The organism is Streptomyces sp. WAC06614, assembly GCF_003949795.1.
In the GTDB taxonomy this organism is placed as follows: Bacteria; Actinomycetota; Actinomycetes; order Streptomycetales; family Streptomycetaceae; genus Streptomyces.
In genome coordinates this window covers 14,435-29,427 of sequence record NZ_RPRY01000060.1, presented here as the reverse complement: position 1 = coordinate 29,427, position 14,993 = coordinate 14,435, and the positions used below count along the sequence as shown (strand labels likewise).

Annotated in this window: 16 protein-coding genes; 7 read left to right on the top strand and 9 right to left on the bottom strand. The window is 72.9% G+C overall.

Annotation, left to right across the window (positions count from 1 at the left end; translation table 11 throughout):
- Positions 1 to 710: M23 family metallopeptidase (locus EF918_RS11330; RefSeq protein WP_125644395.1), on the top strand; the 710-nt coding region annotated here is incomplete at its 5' end.
- 86 nt (positions 711 to 796) lie between these two features.
- Here EF918_RS11330 and EF918_RS11325 read toward each other — a convergent pair.
- Positions 797 to 2,422 carry a beta-1,3-glucanase family protein gene (locus EF918_RS11325; RefSeq protein ID WP_125644393.1) on the bottom strand — a complete coding sequence of 542 codons (1,626 nt, stop codon included), beginning with the start codon at positions 2,420 to 2,422 and terminating at the stop codon, positions 797 to 799.
- 404 nt (positions 2,423 to 2,826) lie between these two features.
- Here EF918_RS11325 and EF918_RS11320 point away from each other — a divergent pair, with 404 nt between their 5' ends.
- The 3 genes from EF918_RS11320 to EF918_RS11310 all read left to right on the top strand — a co-directional run bounded on the left by EF918_RS11320 (position 2,827) and on the right by EF918_RS11310 (position 5,717).
- Positions 2,827 to 3,477 (top strand): response regulator transcription factor, encoded by a 651-nt coding sequence (locus tag EF918_RS11320; protein WP_125644391.1) that lies wholly within the window; start codon positions 2,827 to 2,829, stop codon positions 3,475 to 3,477.
- A complete protein-coding gene (locus EF918_RS39025; protein WP_125644389.1) occupies positions 3,474 to 4,943 on the top strand; it encodes a sensor histidine kinase in 1,470 nt (489 codons plus the stop codon). The genes EF918_RS11320 and EF918_RS39025 overlap by 4 nt, the downstream gene beginning before the upstream one ends.
- A 366-nt stretch (positions 4,944 to 5,309) precedes the next feature.
- Positions 5,310 to 5,717, top strand: coding sequence for a transglycosylase SLT domain-containing protein (locus EF918_RS11310; RefSeq protein ID WP_125644387.1), 408 nt, complete (start codon positions 5,310 to 5,312; stop codon positions 5,715 to 5,717).
- A 58-nt stretch (positions 5,718 to 5,775) separates the two neighbouring features.
- Here the strand turns inward: EF918_RS11310 and EF918_RS11305 are convergent, their stop codons facing one another.
- A complete protein-coding gene (locus EF918_RS11305) occupies positions 5,776 to 7,782 on the bottom strand; it encodes an MDR family MFS transporter (protein WP_125644385.1) in 2,007 nt (668 codons plus the stop codon).
- Between the two features lie 3 nt (positions 7,783 to 7,785).
- On the bottom strand, positions 7,786 to 9,222 hold the full coding sequence (locus EF918_RS11300; protein ID WP_185921697.1) for a YncE family protein: 1,437 nt from the start codon (positions 9,220 to 9,222) through the stop codon (positions 7,786 to 7,788).
- Between the two features lie 493 nt (positions 9,223 to 9,715).
- Between EF918_RS11300 and EF918_RS11295 the strand changes: the two genes are divergently transcribed.
- The 3 genes from EF918_RS11295 to EF918_RS11285 all read left to right on the top strand — a co-directional run bounded on the left by EF918_RS11295 (position 9,716) and on the right by EF918_RS11285 (position 12,107).
- Complete coding sequence (locus EF918_RS11295) at positions 9,716 to 10,456, top strand: SDR family NAD(P)-dependent oxidoreductase (RefSeq protein WP_125644381.1); 741 nt, start codon at positions 9,716 to 9,718, stop codon at positions 10,454 to 10,456.
- A gap of 30 nt (positions 10,457 to 10,486) precedes the next feature.
- A complete protein-coding gene (locus EF918_RS11290) occupies positions 10,487 to 10,855 on the top strand; it encodes a hypothetical protein (RefSeq protein ID WP_125644379.1) in 369 nt (122 codons plus the stop codon).
- A gap of 202 nt (positions 10,856 to 11,057) precedes the next feature.
- Positions 11,058 to 12,107, top strand: a complete 1,050-nt coding sequence (locus EF918_RS11285; RefSeq protein WP_125644376.1) for a putative adhesin — start codon at positions 11,058 to 11,060, stop codon at positions 12,105 to 12,107.
- Between the two features lie 31 nt (positions 12,108 to 12,138).
- Here the strand turns inward: EF918_RS11285 and EF918_RS11280 are convergent, their stop codons facing one another.
- From EF918_RS11280 to EF918_RS11255, 6 genes are all read right to left on the bottom strand, one after another.
- The gene (locus EF918_RS11280) at positions 12,139 to 12,693 is read right to left on the bottom strand and encodes a nitroreductase family protein (protein WP_125644374.1); all 555 of its coding nucleotides are present in this window, start codon (positions 12,691 to 12,693) and stop codon (positions 12,139 to 12,141) included.
- Positions 12,690 to 13,013, bottom strand: a complete 324-nt coding sequence (locus EF918_RS11275) for a DUF6092 family protein (RefSeq protein WP_125644372.1) — start codon at positions 13,011 to 13,013, stop codon at positions 12,690 to 12,692. Before EF918_RS11275 ends, EF918_RS11280 begins: the two co-directional genes overlap by 4 nt.
- A 44-nt stretch (positions 13,014 to 13,057) precedes the next feature.
- Positions 13,058 to 13,360 (bottom strand): hypothetical protein, encoded by a 303-nt coding sequence (locus EF918_RS11270; protein ID WP_125644370.1) that lies wholly within the window; start codon positions 13,358 to 13,360, stop codon positions 13,058 to 13,060.
- A 151-nt stretch (positions 13,361 to 13,511) separates the two neighbouring features.
- The gene (locus tag EF918_RS11265) at positions 13,512 to 13,706 is read right to left on the bottom strand and encodes a DUF6191 domain-containing protein (RefSeq protein ID WP_125644368.1); all 195 of its coding nucleotides are present in this window, start codon (positions 13,704 to 13,706) and stop codon (positions 13,512 to 13,514) included.
- Positions 13,707 to 13,716: 10 nt separating this feature from the next.
- Complete coding sequence (locus EF918_RS11260; protein WP_125644366.1) at positions 13,717 to 14,586, bottom strand: hypothetical protein; 870 nt, start codon at positions 14,584 to 14,586, stop codon at positions 13,717 to 13,719.
- Positions 14,583 to 14,930 carry a PadR family transcriptional regulator gene (locus EF918_RS11255; protein ID WP_125644364.1) on the bottom strand — a complete coding sequence of 116 codons (348 nt, stop codon included), beginning with the start codon at positions 14,928 to 14,930 and terminating at the stop codon, positions 14,583 to 14,585. The genes EF918_RS11260 and EF918_RS11255 overlap by 4 nt, the downstream gene beginning before the upstream one ends.
- Positions 14,931 to 14,993 lie beyond the last annotated feature (63 nt).

The window sequence follows — 14,993 nt, the reverse complement described above, 5'->3', positions numbered from 1 at the left end:
CGCTCAAGGTGTCCCCGGCCGGCACCTACCAGGTGCGCTCCGGGGACACCTTGAGCGGGATCGCCGTCCGGCTCGGCGGCGACCGCGGCGCGGACGACTGGCGCGGCCTGTACGAGACGAACCGGTCGGTCATCGGCTCCGACCCCGACCTGATCCACGCCGGGCAGGTGCTCCGGGTACCGGGACAGCCGAAGCCGGCCTCCGGACAGCCGAAGCCGGCCCCCGAGCAGCCGAAGCCGGCCCCGAAGGTGCCGCAGCAGGCCCCGAAGCCCGTGCAGCAGCAGCCCGCCCCGCAGGCCGAGCAGGGCGGGGCGGCCCGGGTGAGCCCCGTCGCGGGAGTCGCGGGCCGGAACTTCGGCGTCCGGTCCGCCGGTTACGGGCTCGGCTACCACACCGGCGCCGACTTCAGCGCGCCCCAGGGCACCCCGGTGAAGGCCGCGGCCGGAGGCAAGGTCATCGCCTCCGACTCGAGCCCCGCCTACGGCGTGAACGTCCGGATCCAGCACCCGGACGGCACCTACACCCTCTACGGCCACCTGTCCGGCAAGAGCGTGCAGCCCGGCCAGCAGGTCCGGGCCGGTCAGCTGATCGGCTACGTGGGCTCCACGGGCAACAGCACGGGCCCGCACCTGCACTTCGAGGTCCGCAACCAGCCGGAGTACCGGGCGGGCGGGTTCGTCGACCCCATGGCCTGGCTGGCCAGGCGCTGACGCCCGGCCGGTCCGGGTCCGGATGCGCCAGGGGCGCCCGTCCACCGTGGACGGGCGCCCCTGGGCGTCCAGCAGCTTCCGCCGCGTCAGCCGCCCACGGTGAGGGTCAGGCCGGTCGGCGCGTCCGAGTTCGGCAGGATCATGACCGAGCTCTGGTCGTGGACGTCGTCGTAGGCGAACGCGTACGCCAGACCGTTCAGGTTCTCCTTGTGGAAGAACGCCGCGTACTTGTTGTACGTCGTACCCGGCTGGTAGTAGGTCTTGACGTCGTTCCAGGTGGACGGGTCGTTCTGGGCGATGCCCCGGTTGAAGGCGGCGCACAGGTGGGCCCCGACGAACTTGTCCATGTCGGAGCCCGTGGTGAGGGTGCCGGCGCAGGCGGCGACGTCGCCCGTGGTGGGCTTCTTCACGGAGCCGGTCTCACCGGTCGGCTTGCCGTTCACGAGCTTCTTGAAGGTGAGGGTGTCGCCGTTGGTACGGCCCTCGTAGGACTCGGCCCCGTTGGTGAGCTTGAAGCCGTTGTCCTTGTCCCACTTCTTCCAGGCGCCGGCGATCGCGCCGTCGAAGTAGTTCGCGCCCGGGCCCTGGAAGGCCTGCGACGACCGGGGTGCGGCGATGTGGGTGCCGGCGGCGTTGACCAGGGAGCCGAAGGCCGGGTCGTTGCCGACGTACTTCTTGTAGTCGCCGATGATCTGGGCGGCGGACTTGCCCTCGATGCCGACCTTCTTGTCAACGCCCGACGAGGTCTGCTTCAGCTCGGCCGTCATGGGCAGGGAGAAGCCGTCGACCTGGGTGGTGTTGCCGCCGAAGGCGATGCCGTTCTGCCCGTTCGCGCCGTTCTTGAACGTGAACTCGAAGAAGTCGTACGGGTTGCCCTGGTTCGGGTCGGAGGGGTTGTTGAGGTCGGGCTGGATGTACCCGGCGTCACTGGGGGCACCGCCGTCGAAGCGCGGGGCCGGCATGATCATGGGCTTCTTGGAGAGGAAGATCCGGCCGCCCTGGAACTCCGAGGGGAGCTTGACCGTGCCGTTCTTCAGGGCCGTCAGCGGGAAGGACATGCCGTTCGGCTGGTCCGTCACCGGCTTGACCGTGCCGTCGGCCCCGACGTACGAGTAGTGGCCCGGGGTCGCCTGGCCGACGATGGTGACGAAGTCGCCCTTGTCGGAGTCCTTCGCGTTGATCCGGAGCGGGAAGCCGCCGGACGGGTCGGGGTCGCCGCCGGGCGGGTTGGTGGGCGGGTTGGTCGGGTTCGTGGGCCGGCCGGCCCCGCCCTGGTCGAAGACCGGGGTGGTCGGCTCGTTCACGTTCGAGCCGCGCAGCTTGTACACGAAGAAGTAGGTGAACGTGTCCGAGGTCGCACCGGCGGGCTGGCTGAAGGTCCAGGTCTTCCCGTCCGCGGACGGCTTCATCTCGAAGCTCTGCTGGCCCTTGCCGGCGGGGGTGAAGTGCACCCCGACGTAGTCCAGGGCCTGCCCGCTCTTCATGCTGAAGGACCAGCTGGTGGTGCCCCCGCTCGTGGTGACCGACTGCTCGAACGGCTGCTCGGCCTGGGCCTTGGCCTGGGCCGAGGGCGTCTCGGCGTGCACCACTGCGGCGGCACCGGCCGCCGCGACGGGCACGGCCAGCAGCAGTGCGGCGTAGACGGCCTTGCGCGGGGAGATCTTCCTCCTTCGCCGCGTGGAATCCGAACGAGGACGGGCGTCAAGGGACATGACTCTCCTTCACCGGGAAATGATCTGCCCCTAAAGCGATACGTGACGGCACCGCCCGCGTCGTGCACCAACGGGCACGCGAAGGGGACGGCGCCCGGAACGGGCCGTACGGCCTCCTGCGGCCGGGGGAGGGTGGCCCCGTTCCTCGGGCCGATCCGGTGCAACGGCCCTGGCTAGTCCGGCCGCGGCGGGCTCACCGCCGTCACCGCACGACGGTGCCCCCGCCCGGTGGCGGGCGTGCCCGGACAACAGGACGACATGACGCGCCTCTTACTACAGGATCGGCTTGCCGTCCATCCCCCCAAAGGGCCGAGTCAAATCGGTCCATTTGCTGCCCGAGCGTCCCGTACGGGCTCTGGTTCCGGCGGACAGGATGGGATCTTCACACCTATGGAGGCCCCCACATGAGCAGCTCGACCAGGCCGCGCGTCCGCGTCCTGATCGCGGACGACCATCCCGTGTACCGCCAGGGGGTGTGCCGGGAACTGGAGGCCGACGACGGACTCGACGTCGTGAGCGTGTGTCAGGACGGCAAGGAGGCGCTCGCCGCCATTCTGGAACTGGCGCCCGACGTCGCCGTGCTCGACCACCGCATGCCCGGTCTGGACGGGGTCCAGGTGGCGCTCACGGCGTCCGGCTCGGGCTCGCCCACCCGCATGCTCATCCTGTCCGCGTTCACCGAGAACGCGACGGTGTACCAGGCCCTGCGGGACGGGGCCTGGGGGTACCTGACCAAGGAGGCCGAGCCGTCCGAGATCGTCCAGGCGGTCAAGGCCTGCCACCGGGGCGACCCGGTGCTGCCGCCGCGGCTGACCGCCGGGCTGATCTCGGAGATCCGCAACCGCACCGAGATCCGTGACCCGCGGCTGACCCAGCGGGAGATGGAGATCCTGACGATGCTGGCGTCCGGCATGTCCACGCCGGACATCGCCCGTGCGGTGTTCCTGGCGCCGTCCACCGTCAAGACCCACATCCAGCACGTCTGCGACAAGCTCGGGGTGTCGGGCCGCGCCGCCGTGGTGGCGGAGGCCATGCGCCGAGGAATCCTCGATTGAGCCGCCGGCTGATCGAGGTCCCGCACATCCGGGACTACCGGGTGCACCGGACCGGCCCCGACGGGACCGGCCCCGACGGGACCGGCCTCGACCGGACCGGCCTCGACCGGTTCGGGCCGACCGCCCGGACCGGCCCCGACCCGACCACCGCAGACGGCTCCGGGCTCCGCCCCACCCACGCGGGCGGGGACCTCGCCGACGTCCTGACCTGGCACCGGGCGGACGTCACCCGCACCGCGTGCTGGCTGCGGGTGGCCTTCCTCGGCGTCCTGACGCTGGCCGCGGTCCTGGAACACCCCGGCGACGGACGGTTGCTCGCCCCGGCCGAGATGGTCGTCCTGGCCGGCTACGCGATCCTCGTACCGGCCGTGGCGGTGGCCCGGCGCGCCCTGCCGGCGCTGCGCCGGCGCCCCCTGTCCCCCGCGGCCATGCTCGGGGCGGACATCGTGCTCGTGGCCGTCCTCCAACTGGTCTCGGACGGCTCGCCCGCCCTGGCCCTGGCCCTCTTCCTGATCCCCATGTCCGCCGGCTTCCAGCTCCCCGTACGGCAGACCGCCGTGATCGGCGGGGTGTGCCTGACGGCCTATCTGTTCCTGCTGTGCGTGGACGCGCGGCTGCGGGTGCGCACGGTCGACGAGAACACCGTCGCGATCCTGGCCTTCCTGGTGCTGGCGTGCACGGCCTGCCTCGCGGTGTCCCGGCAGTACCAGGAACGCCAGGAGCGGATCCACCAGCTCGTGTGCGAGCGGGCGCAGCTCCTGGCGGAGGTGATGCGGGCCGAGGAACGGGAACGGGCCGCGCTGGCGGAGCTGCTGCACGACGGCCCGCTGCAGTCCGTCCTGGCCGTCCGGCTGGAGCTGGGGACCGCCCAGCGGCTCGCCGCGCTGGACGAGGTCGTCGCCACCGCACGTGTCCAACTGCTGGACGTCTCGCGGCAGCTGCGCGACCTCACCGCGGCGCTGCACCCCCTCATGCTGGAGGCCAAGGGCATCGGCCACATCCTGAACGTGCTGGTCAGCAGCACGGCGGAGCGGTCGGGCATGGCGGGCGAGTGCAGCGTGACCGTGCGCCACGACACCGAACACCCCGACCCGCGCGAGAGCGTCGTCTTCACCGCGGCCCGGGAACTGCTCAACAACGCGGTCACGCACGCGTGGGCCACCCGGTTCAGCGTCACGCTCGGGGACGACGCCGGGGTGTGGCGCCTGGAGGTCCGCGACGACGGCCGGGGCATCGCCCCGGGCGAGCTGCGCAGCAAGCTCCTCGAAGGCCACATCGGGCTGGCCTCGCTGCGGATCCGGATCGAGGCGGCGGCCGGCACCATGACGATCGCCTCCGGCGCACAGGGCACCGCGGTGACGATCGCCCTCCCGCCCCTGGTCCCCGGCGAGGCTCTGCCCTCCGTTCCCGTCCAGCGGTCCGCAGCGCACTCCGTCCGACGCCTGCGGCTGCGGCCCCCGCGGTGACCCCGTGAGATCCCCCGACCGGCGGGGGCCGGTCGGGGGGCCGGCCCCGTGCCGGTCGGACAAGGCCTCTCATCTGCGCTTTCTCCGACCGGACCTGTCTCGTTGTGACGCACGTCACTGATCATCGGGCTGCTACGAACGCCGGTAGTGGACGCCCGGCCGGTGCTCCGTCCCGCTCGTCACCAGCGCGGCAATGCCCGCTCGCCGCCCCCCGAGCGGGCCGCGGCACTACGAACCGCCTTAGCAGCACAGGCTGTTTGCGGCCCCGGGAACCGCTGGCTACACCAGGGGGAGCGGTCCGGCGCCCCCGGCTCCACGCCGACCACCCGCCGGGCCGCGTCCTTGTCCCCGACGAAAGGCCCGCCCATGCCCCGCCTCCCGAAGCTCCGCTCGCTCCGCCGCCGTACGACCACCGCAGGCCTCGTGGCCGCGGCCGTGCTCGCCGCCGGTGGCTCGCTGATGGGCGCCGCACCGGCCGACGCCGCCACCCTCACCCCGCAGCAGGTGGCCCACCAGCTGATCCCGGACGCCGGCCAGTACGCGGCGTTCAGCGACATCATCTCGCACGAGAGCAACTGGAACCCGACGGCCGAGAACCCCTCGGGCGCCTACGGCCTCGGCCAGGCCCTGCCCGCCACCAAGATGGCCGCCTTCGGTGCCGACTACCGGACCGACCCCACGACGCAGATCAAGTGGGCCCTGAACTACATGGACTCCCGCTACGGCAGCCCCGAGGCCGCCTGGGTGTTCTGGCAGCAGCACCACTGGTACTGATGCCCCGGCCCGCGCCGCGCCCGGCGCGCCTAAGCCCGTCCCCCGCCACGGGCGGCGGTCAGTCGGTCTCCCGCCACGGGCGGAAGACGGAGCCCTCCGCCAGGATCTCCACGACGTACCCCCGCAGATCCGGCGGTCCCGGCCGGCCCCCGGGGACCGACTCGTGGGGGAGGGGCCCGGAAAGCTGTTCGCGCAGGACGGCGGACAGGTCCGCCACCAGGTCCACGCCCCGCGGGGTCGGTCCGGACGGCCGGTCACCGGCGTACAGCAGCTCCGTGGCCCACAGGGACCGCAGCCGGGCGCGCAGCACCCGCGGTGGGACGTCCATGACCTCGCCGACGTACGCGGGGTCGGTCGTACCGCCGTAGCTGACCAGGCACAGCAGCCAGATCTCGGCGAGGGAGACCCCGTGGCGCCGGGCGTGCTCCTCGGCCCGCCGCCGGACGGGCAGCAGACCGGCCCGGGAGAGGTCCTCCAGGGCCCGGCGCACATGGTCGTCACCGGCGGGGAGCGAGGGGATCACCGTGCTGTCCTTGCGCACCCCGGTGGCCGTCATCGTCCCCCGCAGGGGCACGGCCGGCAGGACGCAGGCGAGGGCCAGGACGAGCAGCGACACGGCCAGCCCGGCCAGGAGCACCTCGTCCACGGCCGCCTCGTAGCCGCCGACGTACGTCTGTCGCGCGGTCGGGGACAGGCTCTCCACGCTGAGCGGCTGGCCCTTGTGGATGCGCCGGCTCTCCTCGGCCGTGAACCGGCCGGCGTGCATCCCTGCGGCCAGATGGTCGACGAGCCGCTTGTTGAGGACCGCCCCGAACAGCGCCGCGCCGAAGACGCTGCCCAGGTTGCGGAAGAAGATCACCCCGGAGGTGACCACGCCCATGTCCCGGTAGGCGCACGCGCTCTGCGCGGCGATCAGCGCGATCTGGGAGACGAGCCCGAACCCCAGTCCCAGCACCACCAACGCGGCGCCGTAGGCCAGGAACGACGCGTCGGCGGGCAGGGCGACCGCCACCCCCAGCCCGACGAGCATCAGCACGGCGCCGATGACGGGGAAATGCCGGTAGCGGCCCGAACGGGCGATGGCGTGACCGCTGAGGACGTAGGCGAGCAGCCCGCTGAGGGACATGGGCAGCAGCATCATGCCCGAGACGGTCGGCGAGGTCCCTTTGACCACCTGGAAGAACAGGGGCAGGTAGTTGATGGTGCCCGACTGGACGACCCAGAAGAAGAACGACAGCGGGACGACGATGCGGAACACGCGCTCGCGCACCACCCGGGCGGGCAGCAGCGGCTCGGGGTGGCTGCGTTCGACCTGCCGGATCAGGACGAGGAGGACCAGGACCACGGCGAGGAGCAGGAGCATCGGCGGCGAGAACCAGGCGAAGACGACCCCGCCCCAGGTGACCAGCAGGGCGATCCCGGACGCACAGGCCGCGATCAGCACGCTGCCCCAGTAGTCGACCCGGGGCCGCTGCCCGGGCCGCTCCCCGCGCAGGCAGAAGGCCAGCACCCCCATGACCAGCAATCCGACCGGCAGGTTCAGGTAGAACACCCAGCGCCACGACCCCCGCTCCACCAGCAGCCCGCCGAGGAACGGCCCGAGCACGGACGCCGTGGCCGCCGCCCCCGCGATGTACACCTGGTAGCGGCCCCGGTCCCGGGCGCCGACCAGGCCGGTGAGGACGGCCTGCGGGACGACCCACATCCCTCCGCCCCCCAGACCCTGCACGGCCCGGAAACAGATCAGTTCGGGCAGGTCCTGCGCCTGCGAGCACAGCACCGAGCCGACGAGGAACAGGACGAGCGCCGTCTGCAGCACGGCCTTGTGGCCCCACAGGTCACCCAGCTTGCCCCAGATCAGGGCCGAGCTCGTGACGGCGAGCAGATAGGACGTCACCACCCAGGACAGGTGCTGGAGGTCCCCGAGTTCACGGGCGATCGTCGGCAGGGCGGTGGCCAGGACCGTCGAGTCCATCGACCCCACGAACGTGATCAGCACCAGCGCGCCGAGGACCAGCCGGCCCTGGGTGCCGAGCCGGACACGGCCGGCCGGGGACGGGGCCAAGGACTACTCCGACCGGGTGGCTCCCGCCGGCGAGCGGGGCGTGCCGTGTCCGTCCTTCCGGCAGGCGGTGGCGGTGGACGGGACGTAGATGGCGTCACCCGCGAAGCGGGCGGTGTAGCAGGCCTTTCCGGAGCTGCCCGACCTGCTGCCCCCGGCCGCCTGCTCGCCACGCACCGCGCAGGTGGCCAGGCCGTCGGCGTCCGTGGTGTCGGTGCACAGCCGGGTGGAGCCGGTGGTGAAGGTGACGGCCTTGCCGCTCAAGGGCTCGTCCTCGGCGGTCAGCCGGGCCCTCAGCACGAGGACGTCGGGCCGCTGCTCCTTGTGCTTCTTCTTCGCCTTCAGCGTCAGCGTGGTCGGGGTCTGCGGCTGCGGCCCCGGTGGCGCGGGGACGGTCCCGATCGCCAGCCCGACGGGGGTGCCGAGGCCGGTGACGGTGCTGACGACGGCGGGCGGGGTGAGGGTGTTGTCGATCACCGACAGGGTCCCCGAGGTGGTGCCGGTGACGTGGACGCGGGAGCTGTCCGGGGTGACCGCCACACCTTGCGGCTGGTCGCCGACGGGGAGGGTGGCGAGCACGAACGGGGGGTTGGCGCCGTTGGTCTGGAGCACCGACACGTTGTCGGTCCCGAAGTTGGCCACGTAGACGCGGTTGCCGAACGGGATGGTGGCCTGTGCCAGACCACGGGGCTGCCCTCCCACGGGGACGGTCTCGACGGTCCCGAGGGCGGTGTCGAGCACCGTCACGGTGCCGGCCGCGGAGTTGGTGACGTAGAGCTTGGTGGTGGCGAGCGGCGTGGTCGTGGCGATGATGCCGTAGGGGCCGCGGCCGACGGGGAGGGGGGTGCCGGTGACGACGGGCGGGGTGGCCGTGTTGTCGATCACCGTCACGTCGTCGGAGCCGGAGTCGGTCACGTACGCGCGCCTGCCGTCCGGTCCGAGTGCCACGTCCTGCGGCGCATCGCCGACGGTGATCGTGGTGAGGACCGTGGGGGTGGCGGTGTTGCCGATGACCGTCACGCTGTCGGAGCCGGAGTTGGTGACGTAGACCCGGGCACCGTCCGGGCTGACCGCCACCGCGGTGGGGGAGTTGCCCACGGCGACGGGGCCACCGGTGACGGTGTGGGTGGCGGTGTCGATCACCGACACGTTGTTCGAAGCGTTGTTGACGACGAAGGCACGGGAGCCGTCCGGGGTGAGTGCCACGTCCACGGGGGCGTCACCCACGGGGACGGGGTTGCCGACGCGGGCGCCGGTGGCGGTGTCGATGACCAGGACGGCGTCCGCGAGGACGTCGGTGACGTAGTCGACGGTACGGGTCTGCGCGGTGGCGGGGGTGGCCGCGGCGAGCGGGACGACCGTCCCGCCGAGGACCGCCAGCCCCGCGGCCCACGCCCAGGTCCGGGTCCACGTCCACGCCTTCGGGACGGCACTGCGTGACATCGAGTCCTCCTGTGGCAGCCGCGGCAGTCCCCGTTGCCGGACTGTTCCGTGCCCCGACATGGAGTAGCCCGTCCGGCTCCCGGCCGCACGGTGCCACCCCGTGCGGAGGTCCTGCCCGCCCGATCAACCACCCCCGCGGCCCAACGAAGGCCGCTGCGGGCGGTGCTGACGGTGTGGCGGCCGCGCATCCGGCCGCCCTCGCCGACGGGCACGCGGGCGGACCCTGCAAGGGTGCTACGTCTCCTGCGCCGCCCGGGGTCCGCCGTTGTCCGCGTCGATCGGCCCAGGCGCCCGCCGTACGGCCCCGCCTACGCTCCGTGTCACCACCTGCACCGCGTCGGCGGGCCCATGCGGGCGCGCGGAAGCCGCGCGGCGGCGACCGGAGCGCCCGTGCCCCTGCCCTGGGCACCCGCCGTCGTCGGTGCAGGTGGCTGCCCTCGTGGAGCCGACGTGCGACGCCCCGTCATTCCCGCGCGAACGAAAGGCAGTTCCCGTGACCGGCACCACTCCCCGCACGGCCTCCCGCACGGCCTCCCGCACGGCGTCCCGCCCGGCCTCCCGCACCGTCCTCGTCACCGGCACCGCCTCCGGGATCGGCCTGGCCACCGCCATCGTGGCCGCCCGCGCGGGCTGGCGTACGGTGGCCACCCTCCGGCACACCGGTCGCGCCGACGCACTGAGCAGGGCCGCGGCCGAGGCGGGCGTCGAACTCGACATCCGGCGGCTCGACGTCGCGGACGAGGCGTCCGTCGTCGCCGCCGTGGAGGAGGTGGTCGCCGACTACGGCCGCCTGGACGGGGTGGTCAACAACGCGGGCGCCCAGCACGTCGCCACGCTGGAGAAGCAGTCGCTGAGCGAGGTCCGGGCGGTCATGGAGACCGGCCTCCTCGGCATGCTGAACGTCACCAGGGCCGCCGTCCCCCACTTACGGGCCTCGGGCGGCCGCCTGATCACGGTGACGGGCCTGGGCGGAACCGTCGGCCGGCCGGCCGGTGAGCCCTACTGCGCGATGGGCGTGACGGTGTCGGTGATCGAGCCGGGCACGGTGGCGACCAGGTTCTTCGGCAAGGCCGGCGAGGGCCCGTCCGGAGCCGCCGGACCCATCGTGGCGGCCCTGACCGCCGCCGCCCCGCTGCCCCCGCACGAAGAGGTTCCCCTCACGCGTCCGCCCATCGGGGGAGCGTTCGCGGACCCCCGCCGACGTTGGATGGGAGCGTCGGCCGTCCGTCCGTGACGGCACGGTGCCGTACGCGGAGGAGAGCGCATGTCCCAGGAGAGCGCGGCCGAGAAGGCCTCATGCCTGACCGAGGCGGGCGACGAAGCGGGCGCGATCTGCGCCACCGCGACCTCGTGCCGGCGGGTGAGGGCCCCCGGCGGTGACGAGGAGAGCCCGGTCTGCCTGGGCCGCTCCGCCCCGCACGAGGGGAGCCACTACTACTGGCTCTGCCGCCAGTGCGTGATCGTCTACCCCGGCTTCGAGACCGAAGCGGCGGCGCTGCGGATGGCGCAGGCGCACTGCGTCCTGAGGTGGCACGAGCACGCCGTCGGACGGGCCGTCAGGGCCAAGCGCGGGGCGGGGCTGGAGGGCAACCTCACCACCGACGAACTCCGGGCCGCGTTCGGCGACCGCTGAGCGCAGCGCCCGCCGCCGGTCAGGGCCGCAGGACCAGCCGGACCGGGTTGCCCTCCTTGCCGACGTACGGCCCGTCGGGGAACGGGAGCGTGCCCCATCGGATCTGGCCGGGGCAGGGCCCGCAGCCGAAGAATGATCTCCTAGACCTCCGTCGGCGCCCGGTCCTCGGGCCGGGCGGCGCCCTCCCCTGCGAAGGACCAGCATGCCCGGACTCATCGTGAGCGGCCACGCCTCGTGGACGCCCGGCACGGTGCCCCCGCACGCCACTCTCCACCCGGGCCAGGAGGTCCACCTCTACCAGGAAGTGCTGCACCTCGTCCCCGAGAGCCTGACCCTCCGACTCGAACAGCTGGCGCCCGAGCTGCTCGCCAACCCGGTGCGCAGGTTCCGCGACCGCTGTCCGAACTTCACGGTGTACCCGCCCGAGGGAGTGGACAAGCTCGTCCGCTTCGAGGCGACCGCGGAGTACGCCCAGTTGGTCCCGGACGAGGAGATGACCCTTGCGGAGATCGTGGCCCGCTACCCGGGCCACACGATCCACTGGGGTGCCTGTGCGGGGGTGGACCTCAAGGAAGTGGGCGGCCAGGCCATCGGGGTGAACCTCGGCTGGGACGGCAACCAGAACGGGACGGGCTATGTGAGCGGGGCGGGACTGGCCCATGACGCCGAGAAGTACCGAGACCGGATCGAGGCGGTCGGCGCCGACTTCGAGCACTGGCGGCCGACCTTCGAGTTCCAAGCGCTGATGGAGGCGGCCTTCCCGGTCGGTGCGGTCGCGATGTCGTTCCGCGTGTTCGTGGCCCCGCTGTGGGAGCTGCGCGCACACGGGCCGCAGCGGTTGGCCCGGTGCTTCGCGGGCGAGGACTGCATCGGCCCGGAGGCGCGCCGGGGACTGCTCCTGAACGACGTGCTCCGGCACTGGCTGGAGGACATCGGCATCTACACCCGTGACGGTTGGTTCAACGACCGCATGCTCATGATCTCCGTCCCCGAGTTCTGGTTGGCCACGGGCGTACCGGCCGACGACGAGGCCCGGGAGCTGTTCCTCTATTCCGATCTGCCGACCGACAGCGCGGAGGCCTTCGCCGCCCTGCGCGGGTTGTGCGCCGGCGCCCACGACATCGGCCAGGCCCTCGCCGCCGTCACCCCGGAGCAACGGCGCGCCCTTCTGCACGACGCGCACATCCGGCAATGGATCGATGCACTCGGCTACGTGGAGGAGAGCGACGAGGGCCACTGCACGCTCCTGTGACCGGCGTCCAGGTCCCGCTCGGTCCCCTCCGTCAGCCCCGTTCCCACCGGACCAGGTCCTCCCAGGCGGGCTCGCCCTTGCGCCGCACGCGCGGTGGCTGCTCCTGGCCCGGGGCCGCATGCCCCAGGCAGACGATCAGCTCGGGACGCAGGCCCTCGGCCAGGCCGAGGAGGGTGCCGACCGCGGCCCGGCTGAAGGAGGTGACCGGCCCGGCTCCCAGCCCGATGCCGTGGGCCGCGAGCAGCATGGTGGCGGCGGCGGTGCCCACGTCGATGTACGGGCCCGCGTTGGTGGGCCCGAACCCGTAGCTCCTGAACCGCGCCCAGTCCACGCACACGACGATCACCGCCGCCGGACGCTGGAGCATCCCCGGAGAGACCATCCGCACGGCGCGCAGCAACGCGGGACGGGTGACGGCCACGTACCGGTGCAGGTGCCGGTTGCCGGCCCGGGGCGCGTAGCGGGCGCTGTCGAGGACGGCCTCGACCTGCCGGGGATCGACCGGCTCCGCCGTCATGGCCCGTACGACACGGCGCGTACGGATCGCGTCGAGCACGGCGTTCCCCGGCCCGGTACCGGCGTTCACGGGGTACGCCCGTCCAGGCCGAGCGAGGCCGCCAGGTGCAGGGCCACGGTGCGGCACAGCCCGTCGAGCCGGTCCACGTACCCGTCGGGATCACCGGCCGCGAGGGTCGTCTCGCCGAAGCCCTGCCGGATGTCCTCCAGGAAGGGCCGCAGCCCGTCACTCGCCGCAGGCGCGATCATGTCGGCCAGCCGGCCTGCCGCGGTGAGCAGGCGCAGCGGCGCGTACTCCGCCGCCTCGTCCACCTGCGTACGCGCAGCCGAGACCAGATAGGCGAGGAGCTCGACGGCATCGTCTTCGTCGAGCACACGCGTGGAGGACACCGCAACGCCTTCCTCTGCCGGTCGTTCCCGGTGGCGGACCGGACCTACGGGGTGGGCGGCGTCGGCGTGCCGCCGTTCACGGCGCCGGTGTTCTGGTTCTGCATGGCGCCGCCGCTCATGTGGAAGGACGTGATCCCGTCGCCCTGCATATGGCCCGTGCCGCTCATCTGGGTGGAGGTCTGACCGGTGCCGTTCATGGAGCTGGCGGCGTTGGGGCTGCCGTCGCCGCTGGTCTGGACGATGAACACCATGGGCGGCTGATCGGCCGCCAGGGCCGGCCCCGCCGCTGCTCCCACCGCCGCCAGGGCCATCAGTGCGGCAAGGGCGGCACCCGTCTGCTTCTTCATGATCGCTCGCTCCCCGAACGGAATGTCTCTTACATGCCGTCACCTAGGCTTGTGCGAGCTTGCCACGGCCTCGCCGCGGACGGGCGTCTCGCGGCACGGTGCGTCAGACACATACGCCCGAAGGGCGGCGGCTCCGCCGTCGCGGGACGGATCACGCCTGCGTACGCCCCGCCCCGGACTCCCGTGCCGCGGGCAGGTGGATGAGTACCTGCCCGGAGTCGAGGTCGATGGGCCCCTTCCCCGGGCCGGCGTCATTGGTGTCGACCCGGGTCGTCTCCAGGCGCCTGCGCTCTTCGTCGACGTGCCTGCGGCCCGGGTTGAACAGTTCCTCGATCAGGTTGAACACGGCTCCTCCTTCACCGCTGGTGTCCCGGGGTCCGGGGCCGCAGTCGCGGCAGGACCGCCGCCGTCACTGCGCCTGCGGTGGCGACCGCCAAGGGTGCGTAGACGTTCCAGGTGTTGCCCTCCGGCCCCAGGAAGGCGGAAGCAGACCACAGGGAGGCGGCGAGAAGGATCCCCGTGACCGCGGGGGAGGCGGACCTGTCCCGCAGCGCGGCGACGGCGAGCGCGAGGGCGAGGACCGTCGTCATCGCGGCAGCGGGGTGCAGCTGCCACAGGCCGGTGTGCGGGGGCGCGTGGAGGACGAGCACCTGGACCGCGGCGGCCCCGGCTGCCACGAAGCCGAGCGTGAACCGGGTCGACCGGGGCAGGGGCTGGAGGTCGGGCGGCGAACCGAGCGCGAGGACCAGCACCGCCGCCGTCAGCAGATCGGCAGGCTCGACCCCGGCCCCCGGGACGGCAGTCTGCGCGCGCGTGACGACGTACAGGACGGCGCCGGCGGCGACGAGCAGCCGCGCGGAGCGCCACCGTCCCGTCACGGTGCAGATCAACGCCGCGGCCAGGACGACGGGGACACCCGCGGCCGGCCACCAGAAGCCGGGGAAGCCCGCCGAGCTGCCCGCACGGAACAGGTCCGCCAGCCCGGCCACCTGCTGCCCGGCCAAGGTCGCCAGCAGGAACGGGAACGCGGCAGCGATGGCACGCCCGGCATAGTGCGCCGAGGTCACCCCCAGACGCGTGCGCAGGGCGTGCGCGGCGATGTCCGCGGCCTCGCGGAACCGGGCAGCGGGCCCGGCGTGCTCGGTGGAGCGGGCGTAGAGGGCGGATATCTCCTCCCCGTGCGCCTGCCGGTACTTCCTCGGGTACAGGGCGATCAGCTGCGTCATGCGAAGGTCTCCAACGTCGGGTGGGAAGCGGGGGCGGCCAGCCGGTCCGTGACCGCGTCCAGCGTGAGCCGCAGCCGCCGCGCCTCGGCGGCCAGCGCGTCGCGGCCTTCCGGGGTCAGGGCGTAGGTGCGGCGGGCCCGGCCGTGCACGATCTCCTGCGCGCACGTCGTGATCAGCCCCTGCCGGACGAGCCGGTCGAGCGCGCCGTACAGGGTCCCGGTCCGCAGGTTCACCCGCCCGCCGGAGAGCTCCTGCACCTCCTGCATGATCGCGTAACCATGCCGTGGCGAGTCGGCAAGTGCGGTGAGCACCAGGAGCGTCGGTTCCTGCATACGGTCGGTCATGAGCCGACGATAGGTCGCCGTCCGACACATATCGAGGGCCGTGCAGCAAGTGTGCCCGTCCGG